The organism is Desulfosarcina variabilis str. Montpellier (genome assembly GCF_048565275.1).
GTDB lineage: Bacteria > Desulfobacterota > Desulfobacteria > Desulfobacterales > Desulfosarcinaceae > Desulfosarcina > Desulfosarcina variabilis.
Map to the genome: position 1 here is coordinate 119,819 of NZ_CP159846.1, position 23,959 is coordinate 143,777.

A 23,959-nucleotide genomic window follows, 5' to 3' on the forward strand; every position below is an offset into this window, starting at 1 on the left:
ACCACCTGCAAAGAAATGCCTACATTGTTCAAGAGCAGACAATAACTATTCTTTTCATGATTTGGCCCAGTTTGGTGTCAAGGAGAACAAAATGGAACAAGCTAGATTGCTGCTAGCCATTGGTCTATCATTTTTGGTTTTATTTGTTTGGAGCATGTTTTTTACTGACCAACAGCCGGTAAACAATCAGGATCCGGAAAAGCCTCAAGCTCAGGTTGTTGAAACGCCGACGCCTGATCAACCCGCTCAGCAAGCCGCCACGACGATCAGTCAAAGTGATCTTGATGAAATCCAAAACGAGGCGGTCCCAGAAAACCCGGCCCGTGAAATTACCATTGAAACACCGTATTACGTTTCCCGTATTTCTGCCAAAGGCGCTGCATTTACCAGTTTCATCCTAAAAAAATATCGCGAAAGCGTAAACGTTGATTCTCCCAATAAAGAGCTCATTCAACCTGATTTTAAAAATGGAATCATCCGCACAACGCTATTGGATAAATCCGTCCATGGGTTGGAAAATGCGGTTTTCTCCATAGATCAGACCGGTGATAATCTGAGCGTCAGCGGTGAGAAAAAGGAGATTGCTTTTAAATGGGTTGCAGCAGATGGGACGATTATCATTAAAACATATACCTTTGATCCTGGTTCTTATCTAATCGGGCTCAAGGTCGCCATTCAAAACGCATCTCAAAACGCAATCAACGATCAGCTGGTATTGTCACTCAGAAAGCCAGTAGAGAAAGAAAAAGGTTACGGGTTTGTCGGGCCTAGTGCCTTGATCAACGATAGCCTCGAACAGATAAAACCCAAAAATATCGAAGATAAAGATCGATACGAAGGAAAAATCAAATGGATCGGTATCGAAGATCGCTATTTTATTTCCAGTATCATTCCCGCAGAGGAGTTTGAGGGGAGCATAAAATTAGGACTTAATGACAAGATTGTAAGCAATCAGTTGATTAATCCTACATTTGAACTTTCTCCAGGCAAACAGATTGAGTCCCAATTTTACATTTTTATGGGGCCAAAAAGCATGGAATTGTTGAATAGTCTTGGACACGATCTAGGCAAAGCGCTCAATTTCGGTTTTTTTGATATAATCGCAAAACCTTGCCTATGGTTCATGAATCAAATCCATAGTGTCATTCCCAATTATGGAATCGCCATTATCTTGCTCACCATTTTTACTAAAATTTTATTATGGCCACTGGGTAATAAAAGCTACAAATCCATGAGTGAGATGAAAAAACTTCAGCCGCTGATGGCTGAAATTCGTGAAAAACATAAAGATGACAAACAAAAAATGAACCAGGAATTAATGGCCTTGTATCGGACATACAAGGTCAATCCGGTTGGCGGATGTCTGCCAATGGTTCTGCAAATACCTGTTTTTTTTGCACTTTATCGAATGTTGTATCAGGCTATTGAACTGCGACACGCGCCCTTTTTTCTGTGGATCAATGATTTGTCCGCGCCTGATCGACTCTTTGATTTTGGTTTTTCCATACCATTTATGGAACCCCCTTATGGAATACCCGTCTTAACGATTATAATGGGTGCCACTATGCTGTTGCAGCAAAAGATGTCACCTCCCCCAGGCGATCCCACCCAAGCGAAGATGATGATGCTGATGCCCGTGGTTTTCACTTTCATATTTATCAATTTCTCCTCTGGACTGGTCCTTTACTGGCTTGTCAACAACATCTTATCCATTAGCCAGCAGTACTATGTCCAAAAGAAAACCATATAATATCCGGAGGCAATCATGTCCAAGTTCTTTGAATTTCAGGGAAAGAATGTAGAAAAAGCAATTGAAAGGGCCAGTGACGAACTCAACATTTCTGCAGATAAAATTAAGTATGAAGTGCTTACCTATGGATCAACCGGAATTTTTGGTCTCGTGGGGATTAAAAGAGCCAAAATAAAAGTATTTGTTGACGAAAAAAATAATTCTCAGCGTCCGTCCCAACCACCGGTTAAAAGTGCTCCGTCAAAAACCTCAAAAACTGCGAAAACAACGATCGATGAATTTCTGGAGCGTTTACCGGACAGCGATGAAGCCAAAGCGGAGAAAGAAACAAATGAAGAAATAATTGACTATGGTATTAAAGCGCTCCAGAAAATCTTAGATGGCATCAGTGACGGGGCAACGATTAAAACAAAAAACAGTAAAGAAAAGCTCTTTTTTGCGGTGACCGGGGGGGATAGCGGCGTTCTAATCGGAAAACGCGGCCAAACACTGGAGGCCATTCAATATCTTCTCGAAAAAATGATCAATAAACGAACCACCAAAAAATTGCGCGTGATGGTTGATGTTGAGGGGTATCTGGAAAAGCGTAAAAATAATCTTAAACAACTGGCCTCCAGAATGGCTGAAAAAGCCAAGAAAATAAGAAAACCCGTTACCATTGGGCAAATGAACGCCCATGACCGGAGAATCGTTCATATCCATTTAAAAGATGAAAGCGGTATTCGAACCCAGAGCATCGGTGATGGCTACTATCGGAAATTGATGATTTTTCCCAAAAAGCGAGGGGCATCAAAAGGGCGGAGTAGCCATTCAAAAATATAAATAACTAATCACTTGATCGAATAAAAAAATCCATGGACAACCGAACGATTGCCGCAATTTCAACTCCGCTGGGACCCGGCGGCATTGGTATTATACGGATTTCCGGTCCGGAAGCATTTGTTATTTTAAAAAAACTCTTCGTGTTCAAGAGAAAAAAATCAGCTCAAAAAAATGATAGTGACCGATCTTTTTCCTCTCACCGCGTTTATTATGGATACCTTCACGAAGCACACAGCGATACGGTTATCGATGAAGTGCTTGTTTTTTTCATGAAGGCCCCCAATAGTTACACCCGTGAAGATGTTGTCGAAATTCAGTCACACTCTGGGTATATTGTCCTTGAGAGAATCATGGGTGCCATCTTGGATGCCGGTGCCGACCTGGCCAAACCCGGTGAATTTACCCAAAGAGCTTTCTTAAATGGCAGAATTGATCTAACGCAGGCAGAAGCTGTGATTGATCTGATTAATGCGCCCTGCGAAATCGCAGCCAAAAATGCGGTAAAACAGGCTTCTGGCGGCATAAAGGACAAAATCGAAACACTGCTTCACCTGGTGAATGAATTATACGGTAAATGTGAAGCGGTCATTGAGTTTGCGGAAAGCGATAATTTATCGATTGAAGAGACTCTACTGGAAATACGCCAGGGCATTTTCGATACACTTTTAGTTCAAGTTCGTCATCTGATTCAAGCCCAAAAATCAAGTGCTATTTTTTACGATGGGGTATTAATGACCATTGCCGGGGTTCCGAATGTAGGCAAATCCAGCTTGTTAAACCAGTTGGTCGAAAAGGAAACCGCAATCGTCTCAGAGATGCCCGGTACGACCCGGGATGTGATCAGAGAATATCTATCGATCAAAGGGATACCCATTACGTTATGCGATACCGCTGGACTGCATGAAACACAGGATCCTGTCGAATGTATAGGCATTGACAAAGCGCGTGATCATATTGACCGAGCAGAACTATTGCTTTTCGTCGTTGAAGCCAACCGTGAGCTCAATGATTTTGAAAATCAATTTATAACGGACAATGCGGCCAAACGGATCATTGTTGTTGTAAATAAAGTCGACATCGCCGTTCCAGCGGCACTGGAGAAAATAAATAAACATATTGACGGTTTTATTTCTGCCGCGGTTTCTGCTAAAACTGGTTTGGGGATTGCTGACTTAAAAGAATTGATTTTCAATGGTTTGGTAAAAGATCAGATGCAACAACAATTACCGACGGCAACGCCAAATCTAAGGCAGCGCAAAATATTAGAGTGTATTGAGCAGATGATTTTTTCGGACATCGAAAATGCAAGAACCCAGTCTGAACCCGAGCTGATGGCAGATCTATTGGGTCGTATCCGCAAGGAACTGGAAAAAATTACCGGATCAACGAATGGGGAAGATCTTTACGATTTTATTTTTAGCCAATTTTGTGTTGGTAAATAATGTTTCACGTGAAACATGCTATTCAGGGAGTCTGATTTATGATGCAAGCGTTAGATGAAATTTTTGCTAAATATGAAGCATTGGTCAAACAGGTCGATGAAATTTTTGAAAATGTTCGAGAAAAATATCCAGATTGTGTAAAGTGCCAGCTGGAGTGTTCAGATTGTTGTCATGCGCTGTTTGATTTATCCTTGATTGAGGCTTTGTACATTAACCGCAAATTTATTGAAAATGGTCTTGAGCAGAAAAAAGCCCAGATTATCGAGGATGCGAACAAAATTGATAGAAAAATTCATCAAATAAAAAGGAAAGCGTTTAAAGCCGTTGAGTCGGGTGAAAAATCAGAGAAACAAGTCCTTTTTGAAATGGCCGCCGAACGGGTTCGATGTCCTTTGTTAAATAAGGATAATCAATGCGAGCTATACGATTTTCGTCCGATTACCTGCCGTCTTTACGGTATCCCTACCTCGATCGAAGGCAGGGGACATACCTGTGGATTGTCAGGATTTAAAGAGGGGGAGTCATATCCGACAGTAAATCTGGATGTCATTCATAATAAGCTATACGCGCTTTCCCAGGAAATTGTTGTGGCCTTAAAATCCAAGCATGTCAAAATGGGTGATGTTTTAATGCCGCTGTCAATGGCACTGATCACGGTATTTGATGAGACTTATTTGGGTATCGCCGATGAGCAGGCAGAGACGGAAAAATAAATCAAAAGAGGTGTGCAATGGCAGACAATATGACAGATGAAGAGAAAAAAAAGGCTGTTTTTGAGGCCATGTCGCCTCGCCGCCAAAAACATATACTTAAAAAAGTTGGCTATGAAAATTGGGATCCTTTTGAGAAGCCAAAGGACCCAATTGATATCCGTAAGGATCAAAGCAACCGCACATCACAAGCTTTGGTGCGGGAATTTTTACAATCCCGACCAATGGAAGGGTATTCCAACAGTTACGGCCGCGGGGTGCTGGAAATGGCCGTGGGGATTGTTAATGATGATGATCGCTTTATCGCAATGTATGAGTTCGCCCTGTGGTATAGAGCCTTATTGGAAAAAGAGCGTCTTGTATAGCGAGTAGCCGAAAAACCGGCTCCACAATAATCCGAAATTTGAAGGTGTTGATGAGTGATTTAGAATCAAAAATTATGCGCATCATAGACGAATCACCTTCAAAAGTAACTTTTCGGCTGATAAAAAACCGTCTTGATAACCCAACGATTTATGGTGTCAGAGCAATTAAAAAAGCTGTGGCCAATCTCGTTTCCTTGGGAACGCTGTGTTATACATTTCATTTTGGTCAATCTTTTATTGAGCGTTCCCTGGATAAGCCCGTCCAATTGTCCCCGCATGTTATTTTAAAGCCATTTAGATGTAAGCTGGATCGGTTCGATACTGGCGTGGTTATATCAATAGAAAAGGGGGTGTCGTTTGGATGTGGCGACCATCCCACAACACGTATGGCCGTCCAATTGATTGATCGTTGTTTACATCAGCCTTTATGGGTGAGAAGTAAAAAAGCGCTGAAAGCGATTGATATCGGAACCGGCTCAGGAATTTTGTCGATTGCAGCGGCTAAACTGGGTATTGGTTTTGTCAATGGCGTGGATACCGATCCCTGTTCTGTTTTCGAGGCAAAGGAAAATGTCAGAATTAACCAGCTAAACGATCGCATTCAAATCAGCAGTCAGTCACTCGACGATATTCACCAGCGGTTTGATTTCGTACTTGCCAATCTGAGGACACCGACGCTGATCAAACTGTGTGATCTGCTCAACACCAAACTAAATCAGAATAGCGTTTTGGTATTGTCTGGAATGAAAGCCGAAGAAACCCCATCTGTGAGTGAACCTTACAAAAAAATGGGATTTAGGGTGGTTGAAGTACGAGAAGAAAAAGGGTGGAGTGCCATATGCTTGTTGAGAGGCTGAATTTTAAATTGGGTTGTTGTACGCATGGCTTGGTATTGACTTGTGTGTGATCGTTTAAAAATCAGCCTCTCATGAATCCGCTTTTAACCCTTTGTTTTTTAGGGATTTTTGCAAAATTTTCATTCAAACAATAAAAATAGGGGAATTTGTAACCCATATTTTTATTGTTCTTGATGAAATGTTGTTCCCAATAAATATTCCTCATACTGAGTGGGTCTGGTTTGATAGATTTCTAACATCTCTTCATACTTTTTTCGTTCTTCACTGTTTTTCCACGCATGCCAATCCTCCATGTTTTGCCAACTGCAAATAACAGCCAAATTTTCAGGGTATTCACTTTGCATCAGTGTCTCACCTGAAATGTATCCGGGCTGGTTCATGGCGATCGAGCGGATTTTGTTGAGCAAAGAGAGAATTTGAGGAGCGTTTTCCTTGGCGAAGCGTCTTTTAATGATGATTTTAGCGATCATAAACCACCTCCTGAAAGATAGAGGGTGAGAAATCTGATCGGCACGGATGGGTTAGGGCTTAAAATGAAGTGAGGGAAAAAATTTCGAAATGGTGCCGATCCCTTTGGGTGACTAAATCAAGGATGGCATAGCCGGTAAAGGGGGTCAAGAAAAAAGCAGATCAACGGATGAGCAGGAAAAACTATAGTGTTTAAGATAATATTTCTGGCAAGGATAGAGGGAGGAAGCTGTATAGATAATACCGCGACGACCGATAACGCAGACCAAAAACATTATCTTGAATGCTATCGCTGCTCCACAAAAATATAACCGCTAAGGGTGAATGCCTTTAGCGGTTATATTTTTTTAGGTTTTAAATCTGATTGGATAGGAAACGAATCGCTATCCCACGTTGAAGCTCCACAAAATACCGGCGCAGATGGCGGAACCAATAACACCGGATGAGTTGCAGGCCATGGCATGCATCAATAGAAAGTTGGTCGGGTCTTCCTTTTGTCCCATTAAATGAACTTCTCTGGCGGAACCGGGGACTGCGGATACGCCTGATGCGCCCAAGAGGGGATTGATTTTTTCTTTCAAAAACAGGTTCATGATTTTAGCAAAAATCAACCCGGAGGCTGTGGCAATACTAAAGGCAACAGCCCCAAGTACAAAGATGCCAATGGATTTGGTGGTCAGAAAAACATCTGCCTGGGTACTGGCACCGACGGTAAATCCCAAAAAAATCGTGGCGGTATCGATAATGGCATTTCGGGCAGTGTTGGCCAGTCGTTCCACAACGCCACTGACCTTTAGAATGTTACCAAAAAAGAAGGTCCCCAACAGCGGAATCGACGCCGGCGCGAGAAAGCAGCAAAGGAACATACCAATGACGGGAAAGAACAATAATTCCTTACGGGAAACCGGACGTGGATCCGGCATGTGAATCAGCCGTTCCTTTTTGGTGGTCAACAATTTCATGATCGGTGGCTGAATGATCGGGATTAATGCCATATAAGAATAGGCGGCAATGGCGATAGGGCCGATCAGATGCGGGGCCAGTTTTGCCGTCAAAAAGATTGATGTCGGTCCGTCAGCACCACCGATAATGGCAATGGATGCGGCTTCTTTGGGAAGAAACCCCAAGGCCAGGGCACTTAACAAGGTAAAAAAGATACCCATTTGTGCGGCTGCACCAAGGAGCATGAGCTTTGGACGGGCCAGCAGTGAGGAAAAGTCGGTCATGGCGCCCAGGCCCAAAAACACGATCGATGGATAAACACCCGTGGTAACACCAAAATAAAGGTAATGAAGGACACTGTTGGGTTCATAGATGCCAAGACCGAACCCTTTGAAAAAAGGAACGTTTCCGACCAATACGCCAAAACCGATGGGCAACAGCAAAAGCGGCTCATACTTTTTGGCGATGGCAAGATAAACAAAGAATATACCCACGCCCCACATAAGAAAATGCCGATAGTCGGCAAGGTAATAACCAGTGTTAGTTAGAAATTGAAGCAATAATTCCATTTTTCATGTCCCTCTGCATTATTCTGAAACGGTTTGCCAGGAAAATTGTCCTTCACCTAAAGGTAATAATAGGCCAGCCTCACGAAAACACTTGATCGACATGTGAGGATTGGGAAGGCCGGCTTCCTTGCATTGGCAGTGAAGTTCCATCAACGTGAATGATTCTCCCAATTCCTCGGTCAATTCGGCCACAATCAGCGCGGCGTCATTTATATTGTCAGGCAACCGTTCCGGCGCTGTTTTTTTAGGCGCCGGTGGGGGAGGGGCAACAGGTTCCTTTGGTGGGGTCGGTTTTTGATCAGAAACGCCCGGTAAGTGACGAAGCATTGAAATTAAGAAAGAAAGCACCGTTAGACCGCACAAAACGATGCAGGCTCCAGCTAGTGCCATGGCCCAGCCATTGGCCTGTTCGATAGCCGCTAAACCATACATATTCCCTCCTGCTCGGGGTGCCGATAGAGCTCCACCCACTATTCGATGAAAGGTTAGTAATTATAAGCAATATTAAGCGCCAGCATAATATATAGGATGTTACCAGAATAGCTTAACGATCACACCCCGGACGAAAAGTCAATGGTAAAGGATAAATCAACGCTATAATCAGAATTATTCTTACACGATATGCCCCATCATGAAGAAATAAGTACCAATTTAACGGCAGCGGTATTGACTATCAGAAAAGGAGTATCGTACATATTTAAAGACGTTTATTGTATTTCGATACCCGCTTCGCAAATTAACCGGATTGGAAAAAAAGGAGCTTAAAAAATGGATAGCCTGTCGTGCAAGAACAACGCATTGATGTGGACCTTTGCCTTGTTATTTTTTTTGTTCACCTTTTCCTGTGGGGATCAGGGAATCGACAACGGCCTCGGTGAAAAAGTAGATCAACTGACCAAGCGAGTCGATGAACTGAGCAAACAGGTTGACCAACTGACAAAAAGCATGGCCGGTGCATCTGGCGAAACGGTCACGAAAGCAGAAGCAAAAGGGCTTAAAGCCGGCTTCGTCTATGTTGGGCCTGTCGGCGATTATGGATGGTCCCATGCTCATGATCTGGGAAGAAAATATGCCGAGCAGCAACTGCCCTGGCTGAGTACCGTATATATTGAATCGGTGGCAGAGGCAGACTCAGCGAGAATTATCGATCGACTTGTCCAGGAAGAAAACTGTGCAGTGGTTTTCACGACCAGTTTCGGTTACATGGATGATACGATTAAAGCTGGAAAAAAGTACCCGGATAAATATTTCATGCATTGTTCCGGTTTCAAACAAGCCAAGAATGTCGGAACATATTTTGCCGATTTATATCAGACCTATTATCTAAATGGGCTCATGGCCGGAGCGCTGACCAAAAGCAACAAGGTCGGCTACGTGGCAGCCTTTCCGATTCCCGAGCTGGTTCGTCACATCAATGCCTTTGCCCTGGGAATTAAAGCAGTCAATCCAAAGGCCAACGTGCATGTAAGATGGACGTACGCCTGGTATGGTCCGGACAAAGCCAGAGAGGCGGCGGAAGCATTGATTGCCGAAGGGTGTGACGCCCTGGCGTTTACCGAAGATACGCCGGCGGTGATTGAGGTCGGACAGGAGCATACGGAAAAAGGCAAACAGATCTATACGTTCAGCCATTACAGCCCAATGCAGGCGTATGGAAAAGATTCGGTTGTGTCCGGTCAGCTGGTGGATTGGGGCGTCATGTATGAAAAAATTTTAAAAGACTTACATGACGGCACCTGGAAACCCGACGATTTATGGTGGTTGATCGCCGAAAAAGCGGTGGTCCTGGGCGGTTCTTTTGATGCCCCGATTAACCCAAAATTTGTTGATGCCCTCAAAGCAGTCAAACTGACAACGCAAGACTTTGGGTCGATTTCTGCCCACGATCTGGTCTTTAAACGGTATGAACAGATGAAAAAGGGCACCGATCTTTTCGATCCTTACACCGGCCCCATTACGGATAACACCGGTAAGTTGCAGATCAAGGCTGATGAAAAGGCTTCCAAAGCGGATCTCTTGCGGATCATGTATTATGTCGACAATGTGGTGGGAACGATTCCGCAATAACAACGGATGAACGTCGCTTTAAACTTGAAGGGGAGGGCTTGAGAAAAGAATCCAGCCCTCCTTTCATATTTTTTTCTGGAACAGATAATGGCCAATAACATATCCACGCTTGAAATGATAAACATCACAAAATCATTTCATGGCGTTCGGGCGAACGACAAGATTAGCCTCAAGGTTTCATCCGGGGAGATCCTTGGCTTGCTAGGCGAAAATGGTGCCGGCAAAACAACCTTGATGAATATTTTGTATGGCATTTATCAGCCTGATGACGGAGAGATTCGCATCAATGGCAATCGGGTTGCCATTGATTCCCCACGTGCGTCTATCGGTTTGGGTATCGGTATGGTGCATCAGCATTTTATGTTGATTGCGAACCACACGGTCATTGAGAATATTGCTCTGGGATATATTCGATCCCCCACCGTGTTTCCGCAAAAAAAAATCAGACAAAATATTCTCGCATTTTCCAATAAATTCAATTTTGGTATTGATCCTGACAAAAAAATTTGGCAGTTGTCCGCCGGAGAACAGCAACGGGTTGAAATTATCAAAGCACTGGTCAATGGTGCCAGCCTGTTGATTCTTGATGAACCCACCTCGGTGCTTACCCCTCAGGAAACCCAGGATTTTTTCCAGATTCTGGAAAAGATGAGACAAGAAGGACAGATCATTATTCTGATCAGTCACAAATTAGACGAGATAAAAAAGCTTTGTGATCGGGTCACCGTGCTTCGCAAGGGAACAGTGGTCGGCAATGCCGATACGGCTCAGTTGGATAAGCGCGAGATGGCCCGCATGATGGTGGGGCGGGATGTGGTTTTTTCTTTTGTGAAAAAGAAAATGCCCAGGCAAGAAAAGGTGCTGGACGTTCAGTCGCTAACCGTTGAAGGGGATAAAGGCTATGATGTGATCGAGGATATTTCCTTTGACATTTATCGAAACGAGATTTTTGGTATTGCCGGTGTTTCCGGAAATGGCCAGCGAGAGTTGGTGGAGGCCATCACTGGCCTGCGAACGGCAAAACGCGGTCGGATATTAATCAATGGCATTGATATTACCAACCAATCTGCCAGAAAAATTCATAACAAAGGTGTCTCTCACGTACCGGAGGAGCGTATCCGATTTGGCATTGCACCCAACCTGTTTTTATACGAAAATGCGATTCTTAAAAAGCATCATCAGAAAAAATTTTCCAAGCATACTTTTCTCGCTTATGGAAAAATAAAATCATACACGAGGCAGTTGATTAAAAACTTTCAGGTGGCCACCCCTTCGATCAACGTGCAGACCAAAAATTTATCCGGTGGTAATATTCAAAAGCTCATTCTAGGACGCGAGATTTCCGATAAACCGGATCTTCTGGTGGCATCCCACCCGACCTATGGCCTTGATGTGGGCGCAACGGAATATTTACGCAACCAACTTCTCGAGCGCCGCGAAGAAGGTGGCGCCGTGCTGCTGGTATCGGAAGACCTGGATGAAATTTTTGAACTGTGTGATCGGATTGCGGTTATTTTTCAAGGCCGTTTTATGGGAATCCTTGAGGCCGAAGATCCAGGTGTCGCCGATATTGGTCTGCTCATGGCCGGTGCAAAAAATTTGATGGTAGGGGAGGCAATTGATGCTTCAGATTAAGGTGTCGGATCGGGATCGGATATCGGCCGTGGGGTCTTTTGGCACAATGGTGTTGGCGCTGGGCGCGGGAATGGTCTGTATTGGAATGATTTTTTTGTTTTGCGGGGCTAACCCATTATTTGCGTTCAAGAAAATATTCACCGGATCATTTGGCAGCGTCTACGGCGTTAAAGAAACAATCACCAAAGCCATCCCGCTGATTCTTATTGGCGGGGGATTGACCCTTGCTTTCAAGGCCAAGTTCTGGAACATCGGTGCCGAAAGCCAACTTCTCATGGGAGCCATATTGGGGACATGGGTCGGATTGAACTGGGGACCGGCACTGCCTCCGGTAATGATCGTTCCGTTGATGTTTATTGCGGGTTTTATCGGTGGCGCATTCTGGGGGCTGATTCCGGCCGTGCTTAAACTTCGTTTTTCCATTAACGAGGTGATTTCAACCTTGATGCTCAATTATATCTGTGCAGAATTTCTCACCTTGTTGATCGTCGGACCATGGAAAAGCAAAAAGAAATTCGGTTTCCCCTACACGGATGATTTGCCGGATTCGGCCATTCTTTCTCTTTTGCCTGGCACCCGCATTCACATCGTCACGCTGATGCTGGCGTTATTCACCGTTGTTTTACTGAGCCTTGTCATTTACAAAACCCGGTTTGGTTATGAGGTTCGTGTAATCGGAGAGAACCCGGACGCGGCAAAATATGCGGGCATTGATTTTACCCGAACCACCTTATTGATCATGACCATCAGCGGTGGCATGGCTGGCCTGGCCGGTGTTGGTGAGGTTGCCGGGATTCATCATTATTTAAGCTATCCGGATTCGATCTCATCCGGGTATGGATTTACCGCCATTATCGTGGCCTGGCTGGCCAAACTTAATCCTGTTTATGTGATTTTTTCGGGACTTTTTTTTGCCGGTGTACTGGTTGGCGGGGATGCGATTCAGATCTCGCTTGGGCTGCCGGCGGCAACGGTTGAAATTTTTAATGGCACCATGCTGATCTTTCTGATCATGGGCGATTTTTTTACCAAGAACAGGGTTCGTATACAATCAGGAGAAAAGGGATAGTCCATGGAAGAGATTGTCATTTCCGTTGCAGAGCGAACATTGGTTGCCGGCACGCCACTGCTGCTTGGCACGGTTGGCGAGATTATCTGTGAACGCTCCGGTATTCTCAATTTGGGAGTGGAAGGGGTTATGGCAGTGGGTGCCGTGAGCGCTTTTATCGTGACCCATCACACGGGCAATCCCTGGCTGGGGCTTTGTGTGGCGATTGCAGCGGGCATGTTGATCTCCCTTGTCCATGCGTTCACTTCCGTGAGCCTGCAATCCAATCAAGTGGTTTCGGGATTGGCCCTGACCATGCTGGGATTGGGCATCGCCGGATTGTTGGGAAAACCTTATGTGGGAAAACCGCTGGCCGTAAAGATCAATGCGCTGCCCGTTCCACTGCTTGCCGATATTCCGCTGGTGGGACCGGTACTGTTTAACCAGAGCCCTTTTTTTTACCTGGCCATCGCCTTAGCCATTGGTATGTGGTTTATATTGGAATATACGTTGATTGGAATTCGCATCCGCTCGGCGGGTGAGAATCCACAAGCCACGGAGACACAAGGGGTCAATATTGCGTTGATCCGTTATTGGTCGGTGATTGTCGGCGGTGGATTTTCCGCCATGGCAGGGGCCCACCTTTCCATTTCTTACAGCAAATCATGGATTGAGGGCATGACCGCCGGTCGTGGCTGGATCGTCATCGCCTTGACGATTTTCGCCCTGTGGAATCCCCTGCGGGCCATCATTGGTGCGTTTTTGTTTGGTGGTATCTTTGTTCTTCAGTACCTGCTACAGCCCCTCGGTATTTCGCCCAATTTTTTGGCCATGCTGCCTTATATCGCGACCCTGCTTGTTCTTCTGGTTGGCAGCCTGCGCGACCGTCGCCGGCTCAATGCGCCGGCCATGCTGGCCGAGCCCTACCGACGCGGTGAGCGCTAAAACCTGCCATCTACACCACTCCATAACTGTCCAGTTTACGCCTTAAGGTATTCAGGCCGATGCCAAGCAGCCTGGCAGTTTTGGATTTGTTTTCATTGGTTTGTTTATAGGCTTTTAGAATGTGCGCCTTTTCCACTTCTGACAAGGGTTTGATCGGCTCTACGGCAGGCTCCTCTGCACACGTTTTGAGCGACGCCATAATATGCGATGGAAGATGTGTTTCCCGGATGGCCTCTCCATGAGCAAGATTCACCGCTGATTGTAGAATGGATTTGAGTTCTCGGATATTGCCAGGGTAGGGGTAACGCATCAACAGTTCCAGTGCGCCTTTTTCGATAAACCCATTATTGTTGACATCATAGTATTTTTCGAGAAATTTGCGAGTCAATAAAAAGATGTCTTCCTTGCGCTCACGCAGCGGTGGCAGGTGAAGCCAGCCTCCGCGAATGCGGTAGTAGAGGTCTTTGCGAAAGCGCTTTTGGGCAATCATTTGTTCCAGGTTTTCATTGGTTGCAGCGATGAACCGCAGGTCTACCTGTTGCCGGCTGCTTGATCCCAGTTTAGAGTATTCTCCATCTTGAAGCACGCGTAACAATTTTCCTTGCAGGGGAAGGGGAAGGTCCCCGATTTCATCCAGAAAAAGTGTACCATGGTTGGTGTATTCCAGGTACCCGACGCGGCCGGTATCCGCGCCGGTGAAAGCGCCCTTGGTGTGACCAAAAAATTCGGCTTCGAATAATGAACTGGTCAGGGAGGCCATGTTAATCGGAGTGAATGGATGTTGGGCACGTGGACTGGCGCCGTGAATCGCTCGGGCCAATAGTTCCTTGCCTGTTCCACTCTCGCCGGTGATTAACACAGGCACTTGACTGGAAGCATGCAGTTCGGCTTCCTTGAGGATGCGAAGCACCTTCTTGGATTGGGTAACAATGGGTTTGAAAGGGGCCTCGTTTTCAAGAGTCGGCAATTCATCACGCTTTTCAAGGTCCAAGAGATCCAGAAGTCGCTTCCGTTCGAGCGTTCGTTTGATGGCCAGCGAAAGATCTTCTGTTGCCACTGGTTTGACAAGATAGTCATAGGCGCCCTTGTTCAGACATTCAACGGCAATACGGGCTTCATTGATGGCCGTGATCATGATGCATTCGGTGGATGGAGAATTGGATTTAATTGCCTCCAGAAGCGACACGCCATCCATTTCCGGCATAGTAATATCGATCAAGGCCAGATCAAACGATTGGCCATTTTCAAATTCTTCAGCGATTTTCAGGGAATTATCTTCCAGCCGTACACGCTTGAACCCAATCTCGGCCAGTTTTCTGCCCAGTATCTCCAAATAGTCTCGATCGTCATCAATAACCACTACGGTGTTGGTCATCTTCTTTCACCTGTTGATGATATTCCAAAATGGACTATTCCAAATTGGCATTAATCTCCTAACCTACTAATTTATCATTTGATAATTGGCTATATACTCCATTTTGGAACAGTTGTCGAGAGGGTTAATTCGCTGATAAATTTGATGCTATGGAATCTGATTTAAACTTAACTATCTGTAATAAAACATAATAATTTAAATATAACGAATGAATGCGATTTATGGCACAAGGATTGCTGTTCCATAATGGAAAGATTCGTTGCATTTTGGCCACTATTGGCTTTTTCCGGCACTTGGGGAGGGGGATCTCGCCTTCCTGTTTTATATAAAGTTTTGACTCGTCCTTATTTGATTAACGGTTACCACTTCTTTTTCGCACCAACCATAAGGGGATTGGCTTATGCATTTAAAAAACAAATTTGATGTCGGCAAATTCGCCATTCTTGCAGAGATGCAGCCGCCAAAAGGGGTGAATGTGTCGGCAATGGTAAACAGTGCAACGCGTGTCGGTAAAGCCGTGGATGCTTTTCTTGTGCCGGAAATGGGCAATGCCGTCATGCGCATGAGTGCACTTGGCGGCGCCATGATACTGCAAAGCAAAGGGTTGGAAACCATCATGCAGGTGAATGCCCGCGATCGTAACCGGATTGCGCTTCAGGCTGATTTATTGGCGGCATATGCTTGCGGGATTATCAACGTGATGGCTGTTTCCGGAGAAGATCCAAGCCTTGGCGATCACCACCAGACCAAAGCGGTGAATGACATTGATTTACTCACGCTTTTGAAAACGGTTGCTACCCTTCAGACGGGTAAGGATATGGCAGGCAGTGATCTTTCCGGCGCACCGGATTTTCTGGTGGGGGCCCGCGTCAATGCGAGGGCAACGGGAGAGGCGCTTGATCAGGAACTCGCCATCATGGAAGCAAAAAAAGAGGCTGGTGTCGATTTTTTCATCGCTCCGCCGGTGTTCGATTCCGAGGCTTTTGCAGCGTTCATGGAAAAGGTTGACATTAAACAAAACCGTATTCTGCCCACCGTTATGCTTCTCAAGTCTGTCGGCATGGCGCGCTATCTGAACCGGCATCTGAATGTGACCGTTTCTCAAGAACTGATTAAACGCATGATGCACGCACCGGACAAAGCCATCGAAAGTCTCACCATCGCATCGGAAACCATTAATGCATTAAAGGAAGCAGGGTTTGCCGGTGTTCTCATATCAGCCATGGGATGGGAGGATAAACTGCAAAAGCTGATGGATATGGTTTGAACCGTGGCGGTAAAACGACAACCCTTCAACCATCAATTTTTCACGAGGAACGCATAATGGCAGAAAAAATAAATTCCCAAAACAAAGACGTCGTCGGTAGTGTGTTAGTGGTCGGCGGCGGTATTGCCGGCATACAGGCGGCACTTGATCTGGCGGATTCCGGCTATTTTGTTCATATGACGGAGGCCAAGTCCGCCATCGGTGGGGTGATGGCGCAGCTGGACAAAACATTTCCCACCAATGACTGCTCCATGTGTATTATTTCTCCTAAGCTGGTCGAGTGCGGGCGGCATTTGAACATTGACCTGATGACTCTGACCGACATCGAAGAAGTTAGCGGTGATGTTGGCAACTTTACGGTCAAACTGCGTCAGAATGCCCGCTACATTGAGATGGATAAATGCACGGCCTGCGGTGAGTGTGCCAAAGCCTGTCCCATCGAAACCCCCAACATGTTCGATGAAGGCTTGCGGGATCGCAAAGCGGCCTTCAAACTCTATCCCCAGGGGATGCCCAGTGCATATGCGATTGATAAACGTGGCACTGCTCCCTGTAAGGCCACCTGTCCGGCGCATGTGAGTATTCAAGGCTATATCGCCCTGATCAATGACGGTCGTTACAAGGAAGCCTTGGCACTCTTCAAAAAAGACCATCCTTTTCCAGCGGTTTGTGGACGTGTTTGTCATCACCCCTGTGAAAGCCAGTGCTCACGCAACGATGTGGATGAGCCTTTGGCAATTAGAGAACTTCACCGCTTTCTGGCAGACTATGAGAAGCAAAGTGGTGAGACGTTCATTCCCGAAATAACAGCTGAAAAACGTGACGAAAAAGTGGCCATTATCGGTTCCGGACCGGCGGGTATCACGGCCGCCTACTTTTTGCTGCAGCAAGGCTACGCCGTGACCATTTTTGAGAAGATGCCTGAACCGGGAGGCATGATGCGCTACGGTATTCCGGAGTACCGTCTGCCGCGTGATATTCTGGCCGAAGAAATTGATGTGGTTCGCCAGATGGGGGCTGACATTCAATGCGGTGTTGCCTTTGGGTCGGATGTCACCCTGGAAAGCCTGAAAAAAGATGGGTACAGCGCCTGTTTTATGGCCATCGGTCTGCATGGAGGTCGCCGCCTGGGGGTGGACAATGAAGATGTTGCCGGTGTGCTTCAAGGCGTAGATTTTCTGCGTGAGGCGGCCATGGGCAAGGACTTCGATCTGGGCGAGGATGTCATTGTGGTCGGTGGCGGAAACGTGGCCATCGACGTGGCCCTGACCGCCAAACGCAAAGGTGCCAAAAACGTCACACTCATCTGTCTGGAAAAGCGCGAAGAGATGCCGGCCTGGGAGCACGAAATCGAAGAAGCCCTTGAGAGCGATATCAACATCGTCAACAGCTTTGGACCCAAGTCGTTTTTTATCGATAAAAATCTGCGTGTTTCGGGGATAGAATTCAAGACCTGTACAGCGGTTTTTGATGGCGATGGTCGGTTCAATCCGAGCTACAATGATGATGCGTGCCAGCCGTTTTTTGGCGACACGGTGATCGTCGCCATTGGGCAGAGCACCAATCTGGACGGCATCAAAGAGCAGGGCATCGCCATTTCACGTCCCGGCGGTCTGGAGGCCGATCCGGTCACGCTGCAGACCCCCATTGATTGGGTCTTTGCCGGTGGAGACGCCTTTTATGGTCCCAAATCCGTGGTTGACGCGGTTTCTTGTGGCAAGGAAGCCGCTGAAAGCATTCACCGCTTCATTAACGGGTTGGATCTTACCGAAGGTCGTGAGAAAGAGTGGGACTTTTATAAACCCGATGTGAGCCAGGAACCCAAAATACCGCGTACCACCGTTCGCTGTCTGGATCCGGAGGCGCGGGAATGCAATTTCCTCGAAGTGTCTTTTGGCTTCAATGAGGAGGAGGCCAAAGCTGAAGCCCAGCGCTGCCTCAAATGCGGACTTTGCTCGGAATGTTATCAGTGCGTGGACGCCTGTCTTGCCAATGCCGTCAATCACGACATGATTGCCGAGGAAAAAACCATTAACGTGGGCGCCATCATTCTCGCGCCCGGATTTACCCCGTTTGATCCCTCGGCGCATAAGACCTATGCTTATGCATCCCATCCCAATGTCGTCACCAGTCTTGAGTTTGAGAGAATTCTCAGTGCATCGGGTCCGTTTGAAGGACATCTGGTACGGCCATCGGATCACAAGGAGCCGGACAAGATTGCCTGGCTGCAGTGTGTCGGCTCGCGAGATATCAATTGTTCGGATCATAGCTATTGCTCCTCGGTATGCTGCATGTACACCAACAAACAGACCGTCATCGCCAAAGAGCACAGCGATAAGCCGCTGGATACGGCGGTTTTTTTCATGGATATGCGCACCTACGGCAAGGACTTTGAAAAGTACTACATGCGTACCAAAGAAGAAAAAGGGGTGCGCTTCATCCGGTCCAAGGTGCACACCATTGATCCGGCGGAAGATGATAACCTGCGGCTGCGCTATGTGACCGAAGAAGGAGAAATCAAGGAAGAAGATTTCGATATGGTCGTGCTGGCCGTCGGCCTGGCGCCCAACAAGGAGTCTGTCAAGCTGGCCAAAATCATGGACATCGATCTGAACCAGCACCTGCATGCCGCCACCAAGACGCTCGAACCGGTGGCGTCCAGCCGCCCGGGTGTGTTTGTCTGTGGGGCCTTCCAGGAGCCCAAGGATATCCCGCAATCGGTCATGGAAGCCTCGGCCGCGGCATCCACGGCGACCGGACCGCTGGCCGCGGCACGTGGATCATTGATTCGGACCAAGGAATTGCCGCCGGAAATCGATGTTTCCGGCCAGGAGCCGCGCATCGGTGTGTTTGTGTGCAACTGTGGGATCAACATCGGTGGTGTGGCCGATGTGCCCGCAGTCAGAGAATATGCGCGGGGCCTGCCCAACGTGGTGCATGTGGAGGATAACCTTTTTACCTGCAGCCAGGATACGCAGGACAAGATGAAAGAAGTGATCAAGGAGAACAACATCAATCGCGTGATTGTGGCTTCCTGTTCGCCGCGTACCCACGAGCCGCTGTTCCAGGAAACCATCCGCGATGCCGGCCTGAACAAGTACCTGTTTGAAATGGCCAACATCCGCGACCAGAACACCTGGGTGCATATGAACAATCCCGAACGGGCCACGGCCAAAGCCAAGGATCTGGTGCGTATGGCGGTGGCCAAGGCCGCATACATTGAGCCTTTGCATCAGGTTCGTTTGGAGGTGGTGCAGAAGGTCCTGGTGGTGGGCGGCGGTGTCGCCGGAATGGAAGCGGCCCTGGGCGTTGCCGACCAGGGGATACCGGTATTTCTCGTAGAGCGCAGCGAAGTACTCGGCGGTGTGGCGCACAAGCTACTGACGACCTGGCAGGGTGAGGCCGTGAAGCCTTACCTGGAAACGCTGATCGAAAAAGTACGTGAGCACGAGAACATCCGGGTCTTCATTAAAACCGAACCTGTGGAGACCACCGGCATCATGGGCAATTTTACTTCAACCCTGATGACTTCCGGTGAAACCCTGACCCAGACGGTGGTGGAGCATGGCGCCACGATCATCGCCACCGGTGGGAAGGAGTATAGACCGACCGAGTATTTGTACGGACAGAATCCCAATGTACTGACCCATTTTGACATGGATGCGGCGATGGCGTCCGATGACGAACGAATCGCCAAGGCCGAAAGCATTGCCTTCATCCAGTGCGTCGGTTCACGAACGCACGAGCGGCCCTACTGCAGCCGGCTGTGCTGTACCCATTCGCTGAAAAGCGCACTGAACCTGAAGGAGCGCAATCCGGATATGAACGTTTATATCATTTACCGGGATATCCGCTCTTACGGGTTCCGTGAAGAGCTTTACAAGACAGCCCGGGAAAAAGGCGTGATCTTCATGCGCTACAATCTGGAAGACAACATGCCGGATGTCAGTACTGCCGTAAACGGCAGGCTCAGCGTGAAGTTGCGCGACCATGTCCTGCAGATGCCTGTAGAACTGAATCTGGATCTTCTGGTGCTGGCCACTGCCATTTTGCCCAATGAGAACAAAGATCTGTTTGAACTGTTCAAGGTGCCGACCAATGCCGATGGTTTCCTGGTGGAGGCCCATGCCAAGCTGAGACCCGTGGATTTTGGCAGCGAGGGTATCTTTATGGCTGGGTTGGCCCATTACCCCAAACCCCTTGAAGAAAGTATCGCCCAGGCCAGGGCATCGGTATCCAGGGCCATGACCATCCTTTCCCGTGATGCCATCATGGTTGGTGGTGTGGTGGCTGTCGTGGACCCGGATAAATGCGCGGTCTGCAACACCTGTGTGCGGACCTGCCCCTATCATATTCCTTACATTGGTGAGGAAGGACATGCGGTGATCGAAGCGGCGGAATGCCATGGCTGCGGATGCTGTGTCTCAGAATGTCCGGGCAAGGCCATCGAGCTCAAGCATTTTACCGATGAACAGCTTATCGCCAAAACGGCCGCCCTTTTCCAGAAAAACAAAGTAGAAGCGGCCTGATAAAAAGATTGGGAACAGGGCGCCAACACAACCGGCAGCCTGAGAACTCCGGGCGCCCTTTTCCAAAACCCCTTAACATCATTGGAGAAAGATCATGAATGAAACCTTTGAACCCCAGATCTTGGCCTACTGTTGTAAGTATTGCGCCTATGCTGCGGCAGACTTGGCTGGTTCCATGCGCTTGAATTATCCAAGCAACGTAAAGGTGATTCAGGTGCCGTGCAGCGGCCGTGTAGATATTGTTCATCTGTTAACGGCGATAGAGCGCGGCGCCGACGGCGTCTATGTGGCTGGCTGACTGGAAGGTGAATGTCATTTCCTGGAAGGAAATCTCAAAACCAGAAGGAAAGTCGAGTACGTTCAGCGAACCCTTAAGGAGCTGGGCATCGAGCCGGAGCGGGTGCAAATGTACAATCTTTCTTCAGCCGAAGGTCCCCGGTTTGCCGAAATCGCAACCGAGATGACTGAAAAAATAAGGAAGCTTGGACCCACTCCGATTCAATCCTAAACCACGGTCAGGCGGCTTGGCGTAGCCGCAAGGGGACCCAAAAGAGGTGAAGCTATGATAGTTGCTGATCGAAAATCTCTAGAAGAGATAACAGACATGATCAAACCGTACAACAAAATTCTTCTCATCGGTTGTAAGGGATGTGTCACCGTATGCAACGTGGGGGGGGCCAAAGAGGTTGGCGTTTTAGCGGCGACACTCAAAATTGCCCGCAAAAAAGAGGGCAATCCAATCGAAATTGATGAGAAGACGATAGAACGGCAGTGCGACCCAGAGTACATTGAGCAAATTCGAGATGTTTACGATCAATATGATGCCGTTCTCTCCATGGCGTGCGGTGTGGGCCCGCAATTCCTTTCCGAAGCCTATCCCGGACAAACGTTTTTACCGGCGGTGAACACCAAATTTTTCGGCGGCGCTGTTCAACACGGCATTTGGGAAGAGCGCTGCGCTGGTTGTGGAAACTGCATCATTCATAACTACGATGGACTGTGTCCGATCGCGCGTTGTTCAAAAAGTCTTCAGCACGGACCATGCGGCGGTAGTGCCCATGGTAAGTGCGAAATTTCCAAGGATGTGGAGTGTATCTGGGACACCATCGTGAAAAAAAAGATGGAACAGGGGCGCCTGGAGGATTTGCGTAAAATCCGACCGGCTAAGGATTGGCAGACGGCAAGAGACGGCGGTCCCCGTAAAAGCATAAGGGAGGAGTTGGTGCAATGAGCAATAACGGTCTCAAATCAGGAAGCAACCTAGAGAAGGTGCTCAAGGCTGGCCACTTTGCATTTACCGGTGAATGCGGACCACCCAAGGGTGCCAATGTCGAACACCTTAAAGAAAAGTTCGAACATTTGCGGGGCAAGGTGGATGCGGTGAATGTCACCGACAACCAGACCGCCGTGGTACGCATGTCCAGCGCGGCAGCATCGGCGATCATGGTGTCCAACGGCATCGAGCCCAATTTCCAGATGGTCTGCCGGGATCGTAACCGATTGGCCATGATGGCCGATATTCTCGGTGTTTACTCACTTGGCGTGAGAAATATGCTATGCCTTTCCGGCGACCACCAGAAATTTGGTAATCATCCGCAATCCAAAAATGTCTACGATATCGACTCCATGCAACTTATCGCCATGGTCAAAAAAATGCGCGATGAAGGCAAATTTCTCAATGAGGAAGATATCGACGAACCGCCAAAAATGTTTATCGGCGCAGCGGCCAATCCCTTTGCCGATCCTTATGAGTTCCGGATTTATCGCCTGGCCAACAAAATCGATGCCGGGGCAGATTTCATCCAGACCCAGTGTATCTATAACATGCCGCGTTTTCGCGATTTCATGAAAAAGGCGGTGGATATGGGGCTGACCGAGAAATCCTATATTCTTGCCGGGGTAACGCCCATGAAGAGTGCCCGCATGGCCCAGTACATGGCCAAGATGGTACCGGGGATGGACGTTCCCGAAGAGTTGATCAAGCGTCTGCAGGATGCAGGCAAGGGGAAACAGGCCGAGGAAGGCATCAAGTTTGCCATCGAACAGATTGAAGAGTTCAAGGATATGGAAGGCGTGGCCGGTGTTCACCTGATGGCCATTGAATGGGAGCATAAGGTGCCGGAAATCGCCGAACGGGCGGGTGTGCTGCCCAGGCCGACTGTTGACTAAATCGCCGGTTCGATCAGACATACCCTGTTTCTGACCGGTAAAATAAAAAAGAAGCTCAGGCTGCTGATGAATTAACAATCAGCTTGGAATAAAGGAGAACTCTTATGAGCGAAAAAAAGCGTATTTTAGTGGTGGATGACGAGCCCGATTTCTGTTCTATCGTTCAAGGTAATTTGGAAAAAGAGGGTTTCGAGGTTGAGGTTGCGTACGACGGCATCCAAGGATTAGAGAAAGTCAAAGCCAACCCACCGGATGCGATCGTGCTGGATGTCATGATGCCGGAAAAAGACGGCTACGAGGTATGCAAGGAGTTGAAGAGCGACAAGGCCTATGCCGATATTCCCATCGTCATGCTCACGGCCGTGGCATCCCACGTTTCTTCTACCCGCTACTCCCATTACGATGGAATGAGTATGGAAGCCGATGATTATCTTCCGAAGCCAGCCTCTGCTGAGGAAATTACGGAAAGCCTGAAGGGGCTTTTAAACCTTTAATCTGACCACTAACCAACCGGGCCGATCGATAGCCGCGGCGAAAGTACGGACCTTCCGCTCAATGCCGTCAAATGGCCCGCAACCGGTGCACGATCCAAGATGATCCGAAAGGGGCGGGTTTCGATCTTGCACCGGCTGCTTCCGAATCCAGGCGCTTTCAACGCATTCAGTTTTAAGCACGAGCTTTCCGCAACGCGCTCGATATCAAAAAAACACGGGGTAGTTGTGTCTGGATTCGGAAGCTTTTTCTTGGAGCCTGTTTGAGAAGTCTGGATCAGGCCCGATAACAAGGCGGAAAGTGGCTCGAAAGCGGAGCATATCTGTAATATGTGAGCATTTTGAGACAGTTTCCAACACCGTTAGCGGGCCTTAGACGGATTTATAAAACAGGCTCTTAGAGCCTGTTTAACACTGTTGAGCTTGACTAATCGCCCGAGCAATATAAACCGCGATCGATGCAGCGCCATTAGCTTTTTGCCTGTGTATTGATCATCAGCAATCGGAC

20 protein-coding genes are annotated in these 23,959 nt (G+C 47.7%); 16 read left to right on the plus strand and 4 right to left on the minus strand.

The features are described 5' to 3' along the window. The first annotated feature begins 91 nt into the window (after positions 1-91). Genes yidC through Dvar_RS00595 form a run of 6 tightly spaced genes read left to right on the plus strand, consistent with a single transcriptional unit; the run spans position 92 to position 5,946 of the window. Positions 92-1,750, plus strand: coding sequence for a membrane protein insertase YidC (gene yidC, locus Dvar_RS00570; protein WP_419659784.1), 1,659 nt, complete (start codon positions 92-94; stop codon positions 1,748-1,750). A gap of 15 nt (positions 1,751-1,765) precedes the next feature. Beyond that, positions 1,766-2,572, plus strand: coding sequence for an RNA-binding cell elongation regulator Jag/EloR (gene jag, locus Dvar_RS00575; protein WP_419659785.1), 807 nt, complete (start codon positions 1,766-1,768; stop codon positions 2,570-2,572). A 32-nt stretch (positions 2,573-2,604) separates the two neighbouring features. Continuing rightward, positions 2,605-4,014: a tRNA uridine-5-carboxymethylaminomethyl(34) synthesis GTPase MnmE gene (gene mnmE, locus Dvar_RS00580; protein ID WP_419659786.1), complete on the plus strand. Its 1,410-nt coding sequence runs from the start codon at positions 2,605-2,607 to the stop codon at positions 4,012-4,014. Positions 4,015-4,052: 38 nt separating this feature from the next. Next, positions 4,053-4,727 carry a YkgJ family cysteine cluster protein gene (locus Dvar_RS00585; RefSeq protein WP_419659787.1) on the plus strand — a complete coding sequence of 225 codons (675 nt, stop codon included), beginning with the start codon at positions 4,053-4,055 and terminating at the stop codon, positions 4,725-4,727. Between the two features lie 17 nt (positions 4,728-4,744). After that, complete coding sequence (locus tag Dvar_RS00590; RefSeq protein WP_419659788.1) at positions 4,745-5,089, plus strand: hypothetical protein; 345 nt, start codon at positions 4,745-4,747, stop codon at positions 5,087-5,089. 50 nt (positions 5,090-5,139) lie between these two features. Beyond that, a complete protein-coding gene (locus Dvar_RS00595) occupies positions 5,140-5,946 on the plus strand; it encodes a 50S ribosomal protein L11 methyltransferase (protein ID WP_419659789.1) in 807 nt (268 codons plus the stop codon). A gap of 161 nt (positions 5,947-6,107) precedes the next feature. Here Dvar_RS00595 and Dvar_RS00600 read toward each other — a convergent pair whose 3' ends face one another. From Dvar_RS00600 to Dvar_RS00610, 3 genes are all read right to left on the minus strand, one after another. After that, positions 6,108-6,416 carry an antibiotic biosynthesis monooxygenase family protein gene (locus Dvar_RS00600; RefSeq protein WP_419659790.1) on the minus strand — a complete coding sequence of 103 codons (309 nt, stop codon included), beginning with the start codon at positions 6,414-6,416 and terminating at the stop codon, positions 6,108-6,110. Positions 6,417-6,797: 381 nt separating this feature from the next. Continuing rightward, positions 6,798-7,925: a sodium ion-translocating decarboxylase subunit beta gene (locus Dvar_RS00605; protein ID WP_419659791.1), complete on the minus strand. Its 1,128-nt coding sequence runs from the start codon at positions 7,923-7,925 to the stop codon at positions 6,798-6,800. Positions 7,926-7,943: 18 nt separating this feature from the next. Next, the gene (locus Dvar_RS00610) at positions 7,944-8,357 is read right to left on the minus strand and encodes an OadG family transporter subunit (protein WP_419659792.1); all 414 of its coding nucleotides are present in this window, start codon (positions 8,355-8,357) and stop codon (positions 7,944-7,946) included. Positions 8,358-8,693: 336 nt separating this feature from the next. On the opposite strand from Dvar_RS00610, the gene Dvar_RS00615 reads away from it, so the two are divergent. From Dvar_RS00615 to Dvar_RS00630, 4 genes are all read left to right on the plus strand, one after another. Next, positions 8,694-9,992: a BMP family ABC transporter substrate-binding protein gene (locus Dvar_RS00615; protein WP_419659793.1), complete on the plus strand. Its 1,299-nt coding sequence runs from the start codon at positions 8,694-8,696 to the stop codon at positions 9,990-9,992. 87 nt (positions 9,993-10,079) lie between these two features. Then, positions 10,080-11,627 (plus strand): ABC transporter ATP-binding protein, encoded by a 1,548-nt coding sequence (locus Dvar_RS00620; RefSeq protein WP_419659794.1) that lies wholly within the window; start codon positions 10,080-10,082, stop codon positions 11,625-11,627. Then, the gene (locus Dvar_RS00625; RefSeq protein ID WP_419659795.1) at positions 11,614-12,696 is read left to right on the plus strand and encodes an ABC transporter permease; all 1,083 of its coding nucleotides are present in this window, start codon (positions 11,614-11,616) and stop codon (positions 12,694-12,696) included. The genes Dvar_RS00620 and Dvar_RS00625 overlap by 14 nt, the downstream gene beginning before the upstream one ends. Before the next feature lie 3 nt (positions 12,697-12,699). Beyond that, a complete protein-coding gene (locus tag Dvar_RS00630) occupies positions 12,700-13,620 on the plus strand; it encodes an ABC transporter permease (RefSeq protein ID WP_419659796.1) in 921 nt (306 codons plus the stop codon). Positions 13,621-13,630: 10 nt separating this feature from the next. On the opposite strand, the gene Dvar_RS00635 is transcribed toward Dvar_RS00630, so the two are convergent. Then, positions 13,631-14,995 carry a sigma-54-dependent transcriptional regulator gene (locus tag Dvar_RS00635; protein WP_419659797.1) on the minus strand — a complete coding sequence of 455 codons (1,365 nt, stop codon included), beginning with the start codon at positions 14,993-14,995 and terminating at the stop codon, positions 13,631-13,633. 400 nt (positions 14,996-15,395) lie between these two features. On the opposite strand from Dvar_RS00635, the gene Dvar_RS00640 reads away from it, so the two are divergent. The 6 genes from Dvar_RS00640 (at position 15,396) to Dvar_RS00665 (ending at position 23,454) form a co-directional block, all read left to right on the plus strand. Continuing rightward, positions 15,396-16,262: a methylenetetrahydrofolate reductase gene (locus Dvar_RS00640; protein WP_419659798.1), complete on the plus strand. Its 867-nt coding sequence runs from the start codon at positions 15,396-15,398 to the stop codon at positions 16,260-16,262. Between the two features lie 56 nt (positions 16,263-16,318). After that, positions 16,319-20,791, plus strand: a complete 4,473-nt coding sequence (locus tag Dvar_RS00645; protein ID WP_419659799.1) for an FAD-dependent oxidoreductase — start codon at positions 16,319-16,321, stop codon at positions 20,789-20,791. Between the two features lie 94 nt (positions 20,792-20,885). After that, entirely contained in the window at positions 20,886-21,299 is a 414-nt protein-coding gene (locus Dvar_RS00650) for a hydrogenase iron-sulfur subunit (protein ID WP_419659800.1), read from the plus strand. A 96-nt stretch (positions 21,300-21,395) separates the two neighbouring features. Continuing rightward, positions 21,396-22,022 (plus strand): methylenetetrahydrofolate reductase C-terminal domain-containing protein, encoded by a 627-nt coding sequence (locus Dvar_RS00655; RefSeq protein ID WP_419659801.1) that lies wholly within the window; start codon positions 21,396-21,398, stop codon positions 22,020-22,022. Then, a complete protein-coding gene (locus Dvar_RS00660) occupies positions 22,019-22,960 on the plus strand; it encodes a methylenetetrahydrofolate reductase (RefSeq protein ID WP_419659802.1) in 942 nt (313 codons plus the stop codon). Before Dvar_RS00655 ends, Dvar_RS00660 begins: the two co-directional genes overlap by 4 nt. A gap of 104 nt (positions 22,961-23,064) precedes the next feature. Next, positions 23,065-23,454, plus strand: a complete 390-nt coding sequence (locus tag Dvar_RS00665; protein WP_419659803.1) for a response regulator transcription factor — start codon at positions 23,065-23,067, stop codon at positions 23,452-23,454. Positions 23,455-23,959 lie beyond the last annotated feature (505 nt).